The organism is Plantibacter sp. lyk4-40-MEA-4, assembly GCF_030209415.1.
GTDB lineage: Bacteria > Actinomycetota > Actinomycetes > Actinomycetales > Microbacteriaceae > Plantibacter > Plantibacter flavus_A.
This window is the reverse complement of record NZ_JARVSA010000002.1, coordinates 346,511-362,886: the sequence shown is the minus strand read 5'-3', so window position 1 is coordinate 362,886 and position 16,376 is coordinate 346,511. Positions and strand designations below refer to the sequence as shown.

The 16,376-nt window shown below is 69.6% G+C and carries 7 protein-coding genes; 6 read left to right on the top strand and 1 reads right to left on the bottom strand.

Going from position 1 to position 16,376, the window contains the following annotated elements; translation table 11 throughout:
* Positions 1–107: 107 nt before the first annotated feature.
* The 3 genes from QRN44_RS03740 (at position 108) to QRN44_RS03730 (ending at position 7,671) form a co-directional block, all read left to right on the top strand.
* The gene (locus QRN44_RS03740) at positions 108–3,653 is read left to right on the top strand and encodes an SdrD B-like domain-containing protein (RefSeq protein WP_285038295.1); all 3,546 of its coding nucleotides are present in this window, start codon (positions 108–110) and stop codon (positions 3,651–3,653) included.
* Positions 3,654–3,832: 179 nt separating this feature from the next.
* Positions 3,833–4,969 (top strand): baeRF11 domain-containing protein, encoded by a 1,137-nt coding sequence (locus QRN44_RS03735; protein WP_121289520.1) that lies wholly within the window; start codon positions 3,833–3,835, stop codon positions 4,967–4,969.
* 173 nt (positions 4,970–5,142) lie between these two features.
* On the top strand, positions 5,143–7,671 hold the full coding sequence (locus tag QRN44_RS03730) for an ATP-dependent Clp protease ATP-binding subunit (protein ID WP_064294324.1): 2,529 nt from the start codon (positions 5,143–5,145) through the stop codon (positions 7,669–7,671).
* A 127-nt stretch (positions 7,672–7,798) separates the two neighbouring features.
* Here QRN44_RS03730 and QRN44_RS03725 read toward each other — a convergent pair whose 3' ends face one another.
* On the bottom strand, positions 7,799–8,725 hold the full coding sequence (locus QRN44_RS03725; protein ID WP_064294323.1) for a Ppx/GppA phosphatase family protein: 927 nt from the start codon (positions 8,723–8,725) through the stop codon (positions 7,799–7,801).
* A 287-nt stretch (positions 8,726–9,012) separates the two neighbouring features.
* Between QRN44_RS03725 and QRN44_RS03720 the strand changes: the two genes are divergently transcribed.
* The 3 genes from QRN44_RS03720 to QRN44_RS03710 all read left to right on the top strand — a co-directional run bounded on the left by QRN44_RS03720 (position 9,013) and on the right by QRN44_RS03710 (position 16,350).
* Complete coding sequence (locus QRN44_RS03720; RefSeq protein WP_285038294.1) at positions 9,013–10,389, top strand: glucose-6-phosphate dehydrogenase; 1,377 nt, start codon at positions 9,013–9,015, stop codon at positions 10,387–10,389.
* 268 nt (positions 10,390–10,657) lie between these two features.
* Positions 10,658–11,176, top strand: coding sequence for an amino-acid N-acetyltransferase (locus tag QRN44_RS03715; RefSeq protein ID WP_064294321.1), 519 nt, complete (start codon positions 10,658–10,660; stop codon positions 11,174–11,176).
* Between the two features lie 260 nt (positions 11,177–11,436).
* A complete protein-coding gene (locus QRN44_RS03710; RefSeq protein WP_285038293.1) occupies positions 11,437–16,350 on the top strand; it encodes an ExeM/NucH family extracellular endonuclease in 4,914 nt (1,637 codons plus the stop codon).
* The last annotated feature ends 26 nt before the right edge of the window (positions 16,351–16,376 follow it).

Below are 16,376 nucleotides of genomic sequence, written 5' to 3'. Positions count from 1 at the left end.
ATCCGACAGCTGCCCTTCTTCGTCCGGAGCTGTGGATATCCCAGATATCAGTCGACCACATTGTGTAACGTGTGACCGCCCCCTCTCGTCAAGAAGGTCGGACCCACGTGAACACCATCCTCTTCCGCAGGGCGCTCGGCGCCCTGTCCGTCGCCGCCGTGACCGGGAGCGCGCTGCTCCCGGCCGCAACGCCTGAACCCGCAGCCGCGGCCGCGCCGGCGCCCGACATCGTCTCGGCCGCCACCGACGTCTCGGACCGGGCGCTCGGGCTCACCACCGTGCTCCAGCGGACCGCCACCGGCAGCGTCCCGTTCGACGCCGAGCCGGGGCCCGGGCTCGACGTCTCTCCGGACGACCCCGTGCTGCGTTCCCACGACGCGGTCACCTACACGATCGAGGTGCAGCTGCGCGGTGCCGCCGAGGACGACCGGGTGGTCGTCCGTCAGCGCCTACCCGAGGGACTCCGATGGCCGCCCGTCGCCCAGCTCCCGGGGTACTGTGCCGCGGGCTCGACCGTCAGCGACGATCGCTCGGTCGTCGACTGCGTGCGGACCGACGTCCTGCCGAACTCGGTGAGCGCGATCGACCTCACGGCCGTGCTCGCATCCTCCCCGCCGAACGGCACGGTCATCACCGCGCCGCAGAGCGGGATCGAGACCATCGCGATCGACGCGGCCGACGGATCGGAGATCCGTGCCAGCACGACCGCACCCGATCTCGTCGTCAGCAGCGCTCCCCGCGTCAACGTGGGTGTGAAGCGCGGTCCGATCGTCGCCGACGTCACTGAGCGTGACGGCACGCGAGGCTGGTACGTCGCGCACGACACCGCCCTCTCGGTCACCGGGTTCGGCACCGACGAGGGCCGTGGCGCCCGCGGGTCCGGCAACGTGGTCGAAGACGTGACCTTCCGGATCGACCTCGGCGGGTACCCGGCCGGCACCCGCCTGGCCACGGTGAACCCCGAGGGGCGACCGGTCTCGAACAGCTGCCTCGTCGGCGCCTTCGACACCGCGGTCTTCCCGAAGGCCGGCGGCGGGGGCACCGACGCGGTCACGGACTCCGGGACCTGGTCCTGCGAAGTCGAACCCGATGGTCGTTCCGCGCTCGTCACCATCAGCGGCGCCGATCTGAGCGGCGACCACATCCCGACCCGGTCCGCCTCGGGCGCCGCGATCACCGCGCAGGGTTTCCTCGCGATCGGCCGGTTCGGCGTGTTCGTGCCGGAGTCCGCGGTGCCGTCGAACGGCTCCCTCCCGGTGCGGCTCGACCTCACCGACCTCGACGTCCGGGGTGTCACCGCCGACGGGACACCCCTCCCGAACGCCCCCGAACCGCTCGCCGACAACACGGCCAACGCGACGATCGCCCAGCGCACCGGTGGCGGCGAGCACACGACGCGCTACGTCGACCGCCGGACGGAGAACCGTCTGGTACCGGGGCAGAGCACGGCCGGCTCCGGAGAGGGGCCCGTCGCCGGCGGACAACGCTTCGAACAGACGGTCGCCTGGAACAACACCACGACGAGCCCCCTCACGGGAGCGGTGCTCTGCGCGGTCTTCGACCCGGCCACGCAGCGCGTCGGTGAGCGTCCCGGAGGCGGTGCCCCGGCCGAGTCCCGGACCACCGGTGGGCCCGTGATCGTCGAGTACGGCACGACGCCGAGCGTCGACACGACGGCCGACGCGGAGACCCGCCAGGCGCAGATGGACGCGACCACCTGTGAGGACGCCGACGACACCTGGGTCTCGGACCCGTCGCTCGTCGACACCGAGGACATCACCAGGGTCCGTCTCCGCCCGGTCGACGGTGTGCTCCCGCCCCGGACGGGCGTCACCCTGTGGGTACAGCTCCAGGCGGTGCAGGGCCTCGAGGTGGGCACCCGTCTCACCGAGACCTACAGTGTGAAGTCCTCCGGCAATGGGGAGGACCGTGAGTCGGCGAGCTCCTGGGTCGAGGACGGCTGGTGGCACGGACGGTATCGCGCCACCGACGACAACGCCCAGTACCCGCGAGGCGATCAGCTGGTCGCCGCGAACGCGGCGGTCGCTCTGAACAAGCGCGCGACCTCGCCCCAGGTCGCTCCCGGCGCACCGGCCCCCATCGCCGCCGGCTCCCCGATCACCTTCGAGGTACGGCCGGAGATCGTCACGCCGGACGGCGTGGCCGACCGGGCTGCGGGTGTCACCGTCTCGGACTCCCTACCGGCCGGCTTCGTCTTCGACGCCGAATCGGCGACGCCGCCCGCGACGACCGCTGTGGCGCAGCCCGATGGGAGCACGCTCCTCACCTGGGACCTCGGTCGGATCAGGCAGGGCGCGGAGCCGGTGATCACCTACACCGCGATCTCGGATCGCTTCGTGGTGGGCCAGTTCCTCAATCGCGCGATCGTCGCGAGTCCCGACGACCCCGGATCGCTGTCGGACTTCCCGGCGGACGCCGGCAGACTCGACGCCCACTACTCCTGGCAGTCGATGGTGGTCAGCACCCCCTCGGGGCTGCAGATCGACAAGCACGTCGCCCGGTCCGTCGTCGAGTTCGGCGACGCGGTCGAGGTCGACGTCGTCTTCGGGAACATGAGCGCCGGGGCCGTGCAGCGCGAGGTCCGGATGATCGACGTCCTCCCGTACCCGGGCGACGGACGCGGCTCGACCGGGCAGGGCGTCCTGGCTGGTCCGGCCACGTCGGACGGAGCGGACCTCCGCTATACGGCGGCCCCCGGTGACGCGGTCGCGAGCCACGTCGACCCCGTCGTCGACGACGGCTTCGGCACCCTGCCGGACGGAGCACGGTGGTGCGCGGCGGACGAGTTCGGCATGACCGGGTGCCCCGCGTCCATCGCAGCGGCGACCGCGATCGAGGCCACCGTCGCCGAGCTCGCGCCGTTCGCGCCGGTGGTCGTCGACTACGAGCTGACGACCACCGGGGCCGCGGTCGACGCCCGGTTCGTGAACGACGCCGTCCTGCACTCCGCGACGCAATCGCTCGGCGCACAATCGCCGCAGGTCGCGGCCCGGTTGGTGAGCTCGGCGCTCGGTGAACGCATCTGGTGGGATCTCGATGCGAACGGGCTCGACGACGACGGGCTCGACGGGACGCCGGGGCCTGGTGTCGCGGACGTCGAGCTCGAACTGACCGGCACGGACAAGCACGGTGAGCCCGTCACCCGGACCGCCACGACCGACGCCGACGGCCGGTACCGGTTCGATTCGCTCCGCTCCGGCGCCTACCGGATCGACGTGCGACTCCCAGACGACCTGGTGGCCGATGCCACGTCGCCTCGGGTCGGCGACGACGATCTCCGGAACTCCGCGATCGACCCGGCTGAGTGGGTCATGCCGGACATCGTGATCGCGGACCCGTCGCCGAGTGGAGCCGACGGCGAGGATCTCCGTTGGAACGGCGGGCTCATCGCGACCGAGCCCGGGACCGGCCCGGATCCTGAGGGGCCGGGCGTGACGCCGGGGGGATCGGAGGGCTCGACCGCCCCGGACACCGCGAGTCCGCTCGCCGTCACCGGCGTCGGGCTCACGACCGGGGCACTGCTCGCGGCCGGTCTGCTCGTCGTCGCCGGTCTGCTCGTCCTGGCGCTGCGGCGGACGCGACGGCTCGTCGCATCGGAGCAGCCGACGGACGGCCCGGTCGTGACCGAGTGACGAGGCCGTGAGTCGGGCCGCGGGATCGATGTCCCGCGGCCCGACCCGGCTCCGAATGTCCGCAGAATCGACCCCGGGTCAGCGGGTGGGCGCTCCCTATACTGGGGTCAAGTCAGGCCCACGACGGCGTCGCCTGCTCCCGGTCGACCCTTCGCCTGACGCGATCGAAGGAGGCATCAGTGCACCACACCGATATTCCGACCCGCTCCGACATCGTCGAGCTCGCCACCGCTCGAGAGCCCGGCAGCGTGTCGATCATCCTCGCGACGAGCACCAACCCCTCGGATACGAGCCATATCCGCCTGGACCTCAAGAACCAGGTGAAGGTGGCGGTCGAGCAGCTGACGGCCGCGGGAGCAGACCGGGCGGCGATCGCGGCGTTCACGCAGACGGTCGACGACCTCCAGGAGGATCCGGACTTCCTCCGCTACCTGTCCTCGAGCCTCGCGCTCTACATCAGCCCGAGTCTCACGCGCTACTTCCGCGTCCCGAACATCCTCCAGTCCTGCACGGAGGTCTCGGACCGCTTCTTCATCAAGCCGTTGATGCGTGCGCTCACCTTCCCGCAGTCGGCCTACGTCCTGGCGCTCGCGCAGAGCGGTGTGCGACTCGTGGCCGTCTCGCGTGATCTCCCGGCCACGAGCATCGAACTCGAGGGTGTCCCCGCCGACGTGGCCGCGGCCGCTGGTGTCGACTCGATCCGGGGTCGCGGTTCCGACGGACGCAGCCCCCAGGGACGCATCCAGGGCTCCGAGGGACAGAAGGTCCGGATGCAGGAGTACGCGCAGGCGATCAACAAGGCGTTGTCGCCCGTGCTCGCCGGTTCGAAGGAGCCGCTCATCCTCGCGGGCGCCGAACCGATGACGGGGATCTTCCGGTCCGTCTCGAGTTACAAGCACCTCGTGAAGCCCGAGATCGAGGGCAACCAGCAGGAGCGCTCCGACGAGCAGCTCGCCGCAGCAGCCCGCCCGATCCTCGACGAGCTGTACGCCGCCGAACTGCACGCGCTGTGCGAGGAGTTCGGCACCCGCGCGTCGAACGGTCGTGCCGTGACCGACCTCGGCGACGTCGCACGTGCCGCGACGGCGAACGCGGTCGACACCCTGTTCGTCGACATCGACAGCAACCTGCCTGGCACGGTCGACGAGACCACCGGTGTCGTCACGCTCGCCGATGACGCCGACGCGACGAACTACGGCGTGATCGACGAGATCCTCCGCCGGGCGCTGCTCTCCGACGCCCGGATCCTCGCCGTCCGTGCCGACGACGTCCCCGGTGGGGGCGCACTCGCGGCGACCGTCCGGTTCGCGGTCTGACCGAGCCGCGATCAGCCGACACCCGCAGCGCACGTGCCCGGTGCACGTGCGCTGCGGCGTTCCCGGTGGCCGCGCATCACGCCCACGGCGAACAGGGGCGAAGAGAGCTGCGGCGGTCGTTACGCTCCTACTAACGGCATCACCACCCTGCCCGGTGCCGGAGGAGAGTGATCATGTTCGAGAGATTCACCGACCGTGCGCGTCGTGTCGTCGTCCTGGCCCAGGAAGAGGCCAAGATGCTCAACCACAACTACATCGGGACCGAGCACATCCTGCTCGGCCTCATCCACGAGGGAGAAGGAGTCGCCGCCAAGGCGCTCGAGTCCCTCGGGATCTCCCTCGATGCCGTGCGCGAGCAGGTCACCGACATCATCGGCACCGGCCAGCAGCAGCCGACGGGACACATCCCGTTCACGCCGCGCGCCAAGAAGGTGCTGGAGCTGAGCCTGCGCGAAGCGCTGCAGCTCGGCCACAACTACATCGGCACGGAGCACATCCTGCTCGGCCTCATCCGCGAGGGCGAGGGCGTCGCAGCCCAGGTCCTCGTGAAGCTGGGCGCCGACCTCAACCGTGTGCGCCAGCAGGTCATCCAGCTGCTTTCCGGCTACCAGGGCAAGGAAGCAGCCCCGGTCGGCGGCAACCAGAGTGAGCAGCAGGCGCAGGGCGGGTCGCAGATCCTCGACCAGTTCGGCCGCAACCTCACGCAGGCCGCGCGCGACAACAAGCTCGACCCGGTCATCGGTCGCGACAAGGAGATGGAGCGGGTCATGCAGATCCTCTCCCGTCGCTCGAAGAACAACCCGGTCCTCATCGGTGAGCCCGGCGTCGGCAAGACCGCTGTCGTCGAGGGTCTCGCCCAGGCGATCGTCAAGGGCGATGTCCCGGAGACGCTGAAGGACAAGCAGCTGTACTCGCTCGACCTCGGCTCGCTCATCGCCGGTAGCCGCTACCGCGGTGACTTCGAGGAGCGCCTGAAGAAGGTCACCAAGGAGATCCGCACCCGCGGCGACATCATCGTCTTCATCGACGAGATCCACACCCTCGTGGGTGCCGGTGCCGCCGAAGGCGCGATCGACGCGGCCTCCATCCTCAAGCCGCTGCTCGCCCGCGGTGAGCTCCAGACCATCGGTGCCACCACGCTCGACGAGTACCGCAAGCACTTCGAGAAGGACGCCGCACTCGAGCGTCGCTTCCAGCCGATCCAGGTCATGGAGCCGTCGCTGCCCCACACGATCAACATCCTCAAGGGGCTGCGCGACCGGTACGAGGCACACCACAAGGTGTCCATCACCGACGGCGCGCTCGTCTCGGCGGCGAACCTCGCCGACCGCTACATCTCCGACCGCTTCCTGCCCGACAAGGCCATCGACCTGATCGACGAGGCCGGCGCGCGCCTGCGTCTGTCGATCCTCTCGAGCCCGCCGGAGCTGCGCGAGTTCGACGACAAGATCGCCGGCGTCCGCGAGGCCAAGGAGACGGCCATCGAGGAGCAGGACTTCGAGAAGGCGGCGTCCCTCCGCGACGAGGAGAAGAACCTCCTCGGCGAGCGTCTGCGCCTCGAGAAGCAGTGGCGCTCGGGCGACGTCAAGACGACCGCCGAGGTCGACGAGGGCCTGATCGCCGAGGTGCTCGCCCAGGCGACCGGCATCCCCGTCTTCAAGCTCACGGAAGAAGAGTCCTCGCGACTCGTCTTCATGGAGAAGGCGCTGCACCAGCGGGTCATCGGTCAGGAGGAGGCCATCTCGGCGCTCTCCAAGACCATCCGCCGCACGCGTGCCGGCCTCAAGGACCCGAAGCGTCCCTCGGGCTCGTTCATCTTCGCCGGCCCCACGGGTGTCGGTAAGACCGAGCTTGCAAAGGCGCTCGCCGAGTTCCTGTTCGACGACGAAGGCGCGCTGATCTCCCTCGACATGTCGGAGTACGGCGAGAAGCACACGGTCTCGCGACTGTTCGGTGCTCCTCCCGGGTTCGTCGGCTTCGAAGAGGGTGGCCAGCTCACCGAGAAGGTGCGTCGCAAGCCGTTCAGCGTCGTGCTCTTCGACGAGATCGAGAAGGCCCACCCCGACATCTTCAACTCGCTCCTCCAGATCCTGGAAGAGGGCCGGTTGACGGATGGTCAGGGTCGTGTCGTCGACTTCAAGAACACCGTCATCATCATGACCACCAACCTCGGTGCTCGTGACATCGCCGGTGGTCCGGTCGGCTTCCAGATCGAGGGCAACGCCTCGACCGGGTACGACATCATGCGCGGCAAGGTGAACGAGGAGCTGAAGAAGCACTTCAAGCCCGAGTTCCTGAACCGTGTCGACGACATCATCGTGTTCCCGCAGCTGTCGAAGCCGGAGCTCCTGCAGATCGTGGACCTGTTCACGAAGCGTCTCTCGGAGCGTCTGCTCGACCGCGACATGACGATCGAGCTCACGTTGCCGGCGAAGGAGCGCCTCATCGAGGTCGGCTTCGACCCGACCCTCGGTGCTCGTCCGCTGCGTCGTGCGATGCAGCGCGAGGTGGAAGACCAGCTCAGCGAGCAGATCCTCCACGGCGAACTCAACGCCGGCGACCACGTGCACGTCGACTTCGTGAACGGCGCGTTCGCCTTCACGACCTCTGCTCGTGGTGAGTCGGTCGGTGCCGGCGTCAACGCGCAGGCGTCGCTCGGTACGGGTTCGGCCACGCCGGATCTCGCGATCACGGGCGAATAGCCCTGATTCACCGAAGGCCCCCACTCCGCGGAGTGGGGGCCTTCGTCGTGTCTGGACGTGTTCGTTCGCCCGTCTTCGGGCGATCCGGGTCTCGCGCGCCCGAACCTGGGCGAGCGAACGGTGGCGGTCAGCCGAGGCGGTCGAGGTACCGGAGGATGATGCCCTCGCGGAGCGCCCAGGGGGAGACGTCGAGCTCGCGGACGCGGAAGGCGGCCATCGCCTCGGACAGGACGATCCCGCCGGCGACGATCTGGAAGGTGCGGTCGGCGGTGATCCCTGGGAGCGCGGGGCGGGCCTCGGCCGGAATGCGGGCGAGCCGGGGGATCCAGTCGTCGAGCTGGCTGCGCCGGAGCAGCGACCGTTCGGTGCCTCCGATGCCGTCGGCCACCGATCCTGCGAGGCGTGCGAGGGAGCGGATGGTCTTGGACGACCCGACGACGTGATGGGCGTCGGGCTCCTCGGCGAACGCGGGGAGTGCTGCGGTGAGCACCTCGCGGGCGTGTAGGCGGAGTGCCTCCTGCTGTGCGGCGGTCGGCGGGTCGTCGTGGAGGAAGCCCACGGTGGAGCGGCCGGCGCCGAGCGGGAGGGAGATCGCGACATCGGGATACTCGTCACCGCCGGCTGCGATCTCGAGTGAGCCGCCGCCGATGTCGAGGAGGAGCATCTCGCCGGCCGACCAGCCGTACCAGCGGCGGACGGCGAGGAAGGTGAGCTTCGCCTCGTCGTCACCGGAGAGGACCTGCAGGGCGATGCCGGTCCGTTCCTCGACGAGGGCGAGGACCTCCGGCCCGTTTGTCGCCTCACGGATGGCCGAGGTCGCCATCGAGAGCAGTTCGTCGAGGCCGCTCTCGCGGGCGATCGCTGCCGCTGCACCGATCGACTCGAGGATGACCGCGACGCCCTCGTCGCTGATCGATCCGTCCGGGGTGAGGTATCGCATGAGCCGCAGCACCGACTTGTGCGACGACTGGGGGATCGGCCGCGCTCCTGGGTGTGCATCGACGATGAGCAGGTGGACGGTGTTCGATCCCACGTCGAGGACTCCGAGTCGCATGCGCTCACAGTACTGCCTGCCCGCCCGCGTCCGCTGTGGTCGGTCGCCAGCGCGGTGCGCTGACGTGACCGCGGGTCCAGCGCGTGAGCGCGGGTCTCCGGAGGGGTGCGCTCACGCGCTGGACCCGCGGTGAGGCCGATCCCGCGCCACTCGCGTCGGCGCACCGCGCTGACGCCCACAACCCTGCGCTCGCGTCAGCGCACCGCGCTGGCCTGGGTCGGGTGGGGTGGACCTCGGGAGGACGCAAGGCCGCGCGACCTCGTCGGCGCACCGCGTAGGATCGCCGCATGACCGCCGCCACCTCGGAATCCTCCGCCCCTCGAACCCTCGTGATCCTCGGCGCCGGGGGCGATCTCACGGCCCGACTCCTGCTGCCCGGACTCGCGTCGCTCCTCGCCTCCCCGCGTGGCGAGGCGGTGCGCCTCATCGGAGTCGACCGCTCCGAGTCGAGTGATGAGGCCTGGCGGAAGCGCGTCGAGACCGCGTTCGCCGACGCCCCGTCGAAGCTCGCCGAGACGATCGTCGCCGAGACCACCTACGTGCAGGCCGACGTCTCCGACCCGGCGTCACTGGAACGCGTCCTCGCGGCCGCCGGACCGAACGTCGCCCTCTACTTCGCCCTGCCGCCCGCCATCACCCTGCTCGCGTGCAAGGCGCTGCGGAAGCTGGAGCTCCCCAAGGGCATCATGCTCGCCCTCGAAAAGCCGTTCGGGACCGACTACGCCTCCGCCCGCTCGCTCAACCGCCTGCTCCAGCACCTGGTGCCGGAGGAGCAGGTGTTCCGCGTCGACCACTTCCTCGGCAAGTCGACGGTCCTCAACCTGCTGGGCCTCCGCTTCGCGAACCGCATCTTCGAACCGCTCCTCTCCGCCGACAACGTCGAACGTGTCGACATCGTCTTCGACGAGCAACTGGCGCTTGAGGGTCGCGCCGGGTACTACGACCGCGCGGGCGCCCTGATCGACATGATCCAGAGTCACCTGCTCCTCGTCCTCGCGTTCGCGGCCATGGAGCCACCGGCGAGCGTCGATGCCGAGGATCTGCGTGGCGGCATGGCCCAGGTGCTGCGGGCGACCCGACCGTGGAAGACGAACGGCACGGAGAGCCGGCGTGCACGCTACGGCGCCGGGACGATCGGCGATCGCGAGCTGCCCGCTTACGTCGACGAGCAGGGTGTGGACCCGTCGCACCACACGGAGACGCTCGCCGAGATGACGCTCGCGATCGACAACTGGCGTTGGGCTGGTGTCCCGTTCGTGCTGCGGTCCGGGAAGGCGCTGGCGGACACCCGTCAGGAGATCGTCTTCACCTTCAAGCCGGTGCCGCACCTCCCGTCCGGCCTGCACGGGATGAAGACCCCGGCGCGGCTCCGGATCGGCCTGAAGCCGGCGTCGCTCGACCTCGACCTGATGATCAACGGTGAGGACGACCCCTTCGAACTGGACCCGGTCGCCCTCCACGCAGAACTCCAGGCCGGGCAGCTCAGTGCCTACGGCGAAGTCCTGTCGAGCATCCTCGAGGGAGACCCGACCCTGTCGGTGCGCGGTGACGTCGCCGAGCAGTGCTGGCGGATCGTCGCGCCGGTCCTCAAGGCGTGGCGCAAGGACGAGGTGTCGATCGACACCTACCCGGCCGGCACCGCGGGTCCGAGGTCCTGGCACTGATCCGGACCTCGTGATCCGATGTCGTCACTCCGGCGTCCGGCGCCAGCGCGGTGCGCTGACGTGAGCGCGCCCCACTGGACCGAGCGCGCCCCTCTGGAGGCCCGCGCTCGCGCGGCTGGGTAGCGCTCACGCCGCTCCGGCAGCGCTCACGCCGCTTCGGCAGCGCTCGCGCGAGCGCACCGCGCTGGCGCCCACCAACCCGCGCTCGGTCGGGAGCGTCGCGCTGGCGTCAGTAGACTGCTCGGAGGTTCTGACAGGAGGAGGCGGGATGGTCGAGCAGGCTCAGCAGGGGTATGTCGTCCGTCGCGCCCGCACGAGCGACGTCCGCCGCATCCAGGCGCTCGTCGAACCACTCGTGCAGCAGCGGATCCTCCTCGGCAAGGACGACGTCGTCTTCTACGAAGCCGTCCAGGAGTTCCGCGTCGCCGAGACGCCCGACGGCGAACTCATCGGGTGCGGCGCACTGCACGTCATCTGGGAGGACCTCGGTGAGGTCCGCACCCTCGCCGTCTCCGCCGACCACCTCGGTACCGGGGTCGGCCACGCGCTCGTCGAGCGCCTCGAGCACGACGCGATCGAGCTCGGCCTGCGTCGCCTGTTCTGCCTGACCTTCGAAACCGGCTTCTTCACGAGACACGGCTATCAGGAGATCGGCGAGGAGATCGTCCCACCCGAGGTCTACGCACAGCTCGTGCGCTCGTCGGACGAAGGTGTCGCGGAGTTCCTCGACCTCGCGCGGGTCAAGCCGAATACGCTCGGTAACACCCGGATGCTCAAGCTGCTCTGAACCACAGCTTGAAGGTTGGCGCTCGTCGGAGCGACCCGTGAGACCGTTCACATCGCCGCGCTGATCAGCACTTTCTCCGATTTTCGACGCGAATCCGCTGCTCACATGAGCACGCCCGGATTTACGTGCCGTTCACATTCGCGGTGGTCTTCCGTCACGCATGTCGGTTAGCTTGTGAGGCACTACCCATCGTCTGTGCCTCGAATGGGGGGTGCGTTGTCGCGCGCTCCGAACGGGGACGGCCCTCGATTCGGAGCCACATGTCGTTCAAACACCCGTGGAGGCTGTCCGCCTTCGCCGCCCTTGCCGGGCTCGTCGCCGCACCCCTCGTGGCGACACCAGCCGTCGCCTCGACCGACGGCCTCGGCGTCGTCATCAACGAGGCATACCTCTCGGGCGGGAGCGCGAACGCGCCCTACCTGAACAAGTTCGTCGAGCTCTACAACCCGAGCGACGCGGCAGTCGACGTCAGCGGCTGGTCGATCCAGTACCGCTCGGCGACCGGTGCCGCGGCGTCGTCGACGACGGTTCCGCTCACCGGGAAGATCGCGGCCGGCGGCTACTACCTCGTCTCGGGCAGCAGCAACGGCGCGGTCGGCGCGGCTCTGCCGACACCCGACGTAGCCAGCGAGCTGAACGCGTCGGGCTCCAAGGGCACTATCGCCCTCGTCGCCTCGACCGCGGCGGTCACGCTCCCGACCGGTTCCGTCGTCAGTAACCCGGCGATCGTCGACCTCCTCGGCTACGGCACGTCGAACACCTTCGAGACGGCCGCTTCGCCGTCGCCGTCGGGCAACAGCGTGCCGCAGTCGATCGTGCGCACCACCTTCGCCGACACCGACAGCAACGCCGCCGACTTCACGCTCAGCGACACGGTCACCCCGCAGAACAGCGCCGGCGACACCCCGGTCGACCCCGAGCCCACCCCGGAGCCGACCCCTGAACCCACCGACCCGACCACCCCGGTCGAGCCCGGCACGGCGACGATCGCCCAGATCCAGGGCACCGGCGCCGCGAGCACGATGGTCGGCCAGACGGTCACCACCACGGGCTTCGTCACCGCGAGCTTCCCGACCGGCGGCTTCAACGGCTACTACCTGCAGACCGCGGGCACCGGTGGAGCGATCGACCCCGCGACGCACCTCGCGTCCGACGGTGTCTTCGTCTACTCGCCGGCCACCGTCGGTTCCGTCACCGTCGGCCAGTACCTGCAGGTCACCGGCGTCGTGGACGAGTACTACGGCCTGACGCAGCTGAAGGTCACGGATGCGGCCGCCGTCACGGCGCTCGACGCGACCGGCGTCACCGCACCGACCGCCGCGAGTGTCGCCTTCCCGGCGACCGACGAGGAGCGCGAACGCCTCGAGGGCATGCTGCTCGCCCCCGCCGGCGACTACACGGTCACCGACAACTACAGCACGAACCGCTACGGCGAGATCGCGCTCGCGGCGTCGACGACGCCGTTCGTCACGCCGACGGTCCTCGGCAAGCCCGGTTCCGCTGAGGCGCTCGCCGCCGCGGCCCGGGTCCCGGCGGAGAAGGTCGTCCTCGACGACGGCGCGACCGTCGACTTCTCGAAGGCGGAGAACACCGGCACCCCGCTGCCGTACCTCTCGACCACCGCGCCCGTCCGGGTCGGTGCCGCCGTCGACTTCACCGCTCCGGTCGTCTTCGACTTCCGCAACAGCAACTGGAAGTTCCAGCCCACGCAGCAGCTGACCGGTGCCAACGCGGCGACCGTCCAGCCGGCGGCGTTCGACAACACCCGCTACACCTCGCCTCGCGGTGTGGGTGGCGACGTGTCCCTCGCGACCTTCAACGTCCTCAACTACTTCGCCACCACCGGCGACTCCCGCACCGGGTGCACCTTCTACACCGACCGTCAGGGCGGCAAGACCACGGTGAACAACTCCGACGCCGCCGGTTGTGGCGTCCGGGGCGCGGCGACGGCCGAGAGCCTCGCCCGTCAGCAGGCGAAGATCGTCTCCGCGATCAACGCCCTGGACGCCGACGTCGTCTCGCTCGAGGAAATCCAGAACTCCGCCTCGATCGGGCTCGACCGCGACGACGCCCTCAAGACGCTGACCGCGGCGCTCAACGCCGATGCCGGCGCAGGCACCTGGACGTTCGTCCCCTCGCCCGCGAAGGTCCCCACGGACGAGGACGTCATCCGCACGGCCTTCATCTACAAGTCCGCCACCGTCGAGACCGTCGGTGAATCGCGCATCCTGCTCGACTCGCCCGCGTTCGACAACGCCCGTGAGCCCGACGCGCAGGCGTTCAAGCCCAAGGGTGCGGACGACGCCGCGACGTTCCTCGTGATCGCCAACCACTTCAAGTCGAAGAGCACCTCGGCAGCGGCCACCGGTGACAACGCCAACACCGGGCAGGGCGCCTTCACCGGCGACCGCACGCGTCAGGCCAGGGCCCTCGTGACCTTCGCGGACACGGTCTCGAAGGATGTCGGCACGAAGAAGGTCTTCCTCGTCGGAGACTTCAACTCCTACGACGCCGAGGACCCGCTGGACGTGCTCCGCGACGCCGGCTACATCAGCCAGGAGGCCAAGACCGGCGAGTACACCTACGCATACGAAGGCGCGGTCGGATCCCTCGACCACATCTTCGCGTCGCCGGAAGCCGACCAGAGCGTCACCGGTGCCGACGTGTGGAACATCAACTCCGTCGAGTCGATCGCCCTCGAGTACTCCCGCTACAACGCGAACGTGACCGACTTCAACGTGCCGGACATGTTCCGCTCGAGCGACCACGACCCCGTGATCGTCGGCATCAGCGCCGACGCGAGCGAGTCCGCGACCGTCAACCTGCTCAACATCAACGACTTCCACGGTCGGATCGACGCCAACACGACGAAGTTCGCGGGCACGATCGAGCAGCTCAAGGCGATGTTCGCGCCCGACCAGACGGCGTTCATCTCCGCCGGTGACAACATCGGGGCCTCGCTCTTCGCCTCGTCGGCGCAGCAGGACCAGCCGACGATCGACGTGCTGAACGCGCTCGGTCTGAAGGCCTCCGCGGTGGGCAACCACGAGTTCGACCAGGGCTACGGCGACCTCGTCGACCGCGTCATGGCCGACGGGAAGAACGCGGCCTGGCCGTACCTCGGTGCCAACGTCTACGAGAAGGGCACGAAGCAGCCCGCGCTCCAGGAGTACACGATCCTCGACATCGACGGGGTGAAGGTCGCCGTCGTCGGCGCCATCACGCAGGAGACGCCGACGCTCGTGTCGCCCGCCGGCATCGCCGACCTCGACTTCGGTGACCCGGTCGAGGCCGTGAACCGCGTCGCGGCTCAGCTGACCGACGGCGACGAGTCCAACGGTGAGGCGGACGTCATCGTCGCGGAGTACCACGAGGGTGCTGGAGCAGGCACGCCGGACGGCGCGACCCTCGAGCAGGAGCTCGCCGAACAGAGCGCCTTCACCGAGATCGTCACCACGACGAGCGCGGACGTCGACGCCATCTTCACCGGCCACACGCACAAGCAGTACGCGTGGGACGCTCCGATCCCCGGCGTGACCGGCAAGACCCGCCCGGTGCTCCAGACCGGCAGCTACGGCGAGTTCATCGGCCAGATCACGCTGACCGTCGACCGCGCGTCGGGTGACGTGACCGCCTACACGGCGAAGAACGTCGCACGCACCACGGTGGCCGAGGCCGACCTGGTCAAGCAGTTCCCCGCGGTCGCGACGGTCAAGACGATCACCGACAAGGCCCTCGCGGTCGCGGCGGAGATCGGCAACCAGAAGATCGGTGAGGCGACGGCCGACATCACCCGCGCGTTCAACAACGGGGTGAAGGACGACCGCGGCGCCGAGTCGACGCTCGGTGCGCTCGTCGCCGACTCCCTCCGCGCCTCGCTCTCGAGTGCCGACCGTGGCGGAGCCGACATCGGCATCGTCAACCCGGGCGGCATGCGTGAGGAGATCCTCGCGGGCGACATCACGTACGCCGAGGCGAACGCGGTGCTGCCGTTCCTCAACAACCTGTGGACGACCTCGCTCACGGGTGCGCAGTTCAAGACCGTGCTCGAGCAGCAGTGGCAGCTCGACGCGGCCGGGAACGTGCCGTCCCGTCCGTACCTGCAGCTCGGACTGTCGTCGAACGTGCAGTACACGTTCGACCCCACGAAGGCCCAGGGACAGCGCATCACGAGCATCACGGTGAACGGCGCTCCGATCGACCCGAACAAGAGCTACCGGATCGGCTCCTTCAGCTTCCTGCTGCAGGGTGGCGACAACTTCCGTGAGTTCGCGAACGGCACGGACACGCGCGACTCCGGTCTCGTCGACCGCGACGCGTGGATCGCCTACCTGACGGCGAACAGCCCGGTGTCCCCGGACTTCGCCCGCCAGAGCGTGCAGGTCACGAACGCGCCGACCGCAGCGGTCGCCGCGGGGAAGACGGTCTCGTTCGACGTCGCGAAGCTCGACCTCACCTCGACCGGCAGCCCGGTGAACACCTCGCTGGCGATCGAACTCAACGGCTCGCCGATCGGGACGGCCCCGGTCACCGCGGGGGCCGCGACGGTGTCCTTCACCGTCCCGGCGGGTACCGCTGACGGCGCGGCGACGGTGCGCCTCACGGCACTCGAGTCGGGGACGACGCTGACGGTGCCGCTCACGGTCGCGACGCCGCCGGTGGTCACGCCGCCGACGCCCGCACCGGAGTCCGCGCTCATCCAGGCGCTCAAGGACCTCATCAAGGCGATCACCGACTTCATCATCGGCAAGCTCGCCACGATCCACGTCGGCAAGGAGTACGCCGGCACCTGGGTGAGCGTCTGGCTGCACTCCGACCCGATCCTCGTGAGCGACGGCCTCGTGCAGGTCGACGCGGACGGCAACGTGCAGGTCACGGTTCCTGAGGACGCGCCGGTCGGTGCCCACCGACTCGTCGTCCAGGACGCCGACGGCAACGTCATCGGTTGGCAGGACATCGTCGTGCAGGCCGCGGCGGTCGACCCCGGCACCGACCCGGGCACCCAGCCCGGCGCAGGCGGCGGGACCGGTTCGGGAACGGCCGACGGAAGCCAGGACGGCAGCCTGAGCAAGACCGGTGCCGAGCCGTGGGGGAACGCGGCGCTCGCCGCGCTGCTCCTCGTCGGTGGTCTCGCGCTCGTGATCGCCCGTCGTCGCTCGGCGCAGCAGCTCTAGGCGCTCGCACCACCCAGCACCATCCC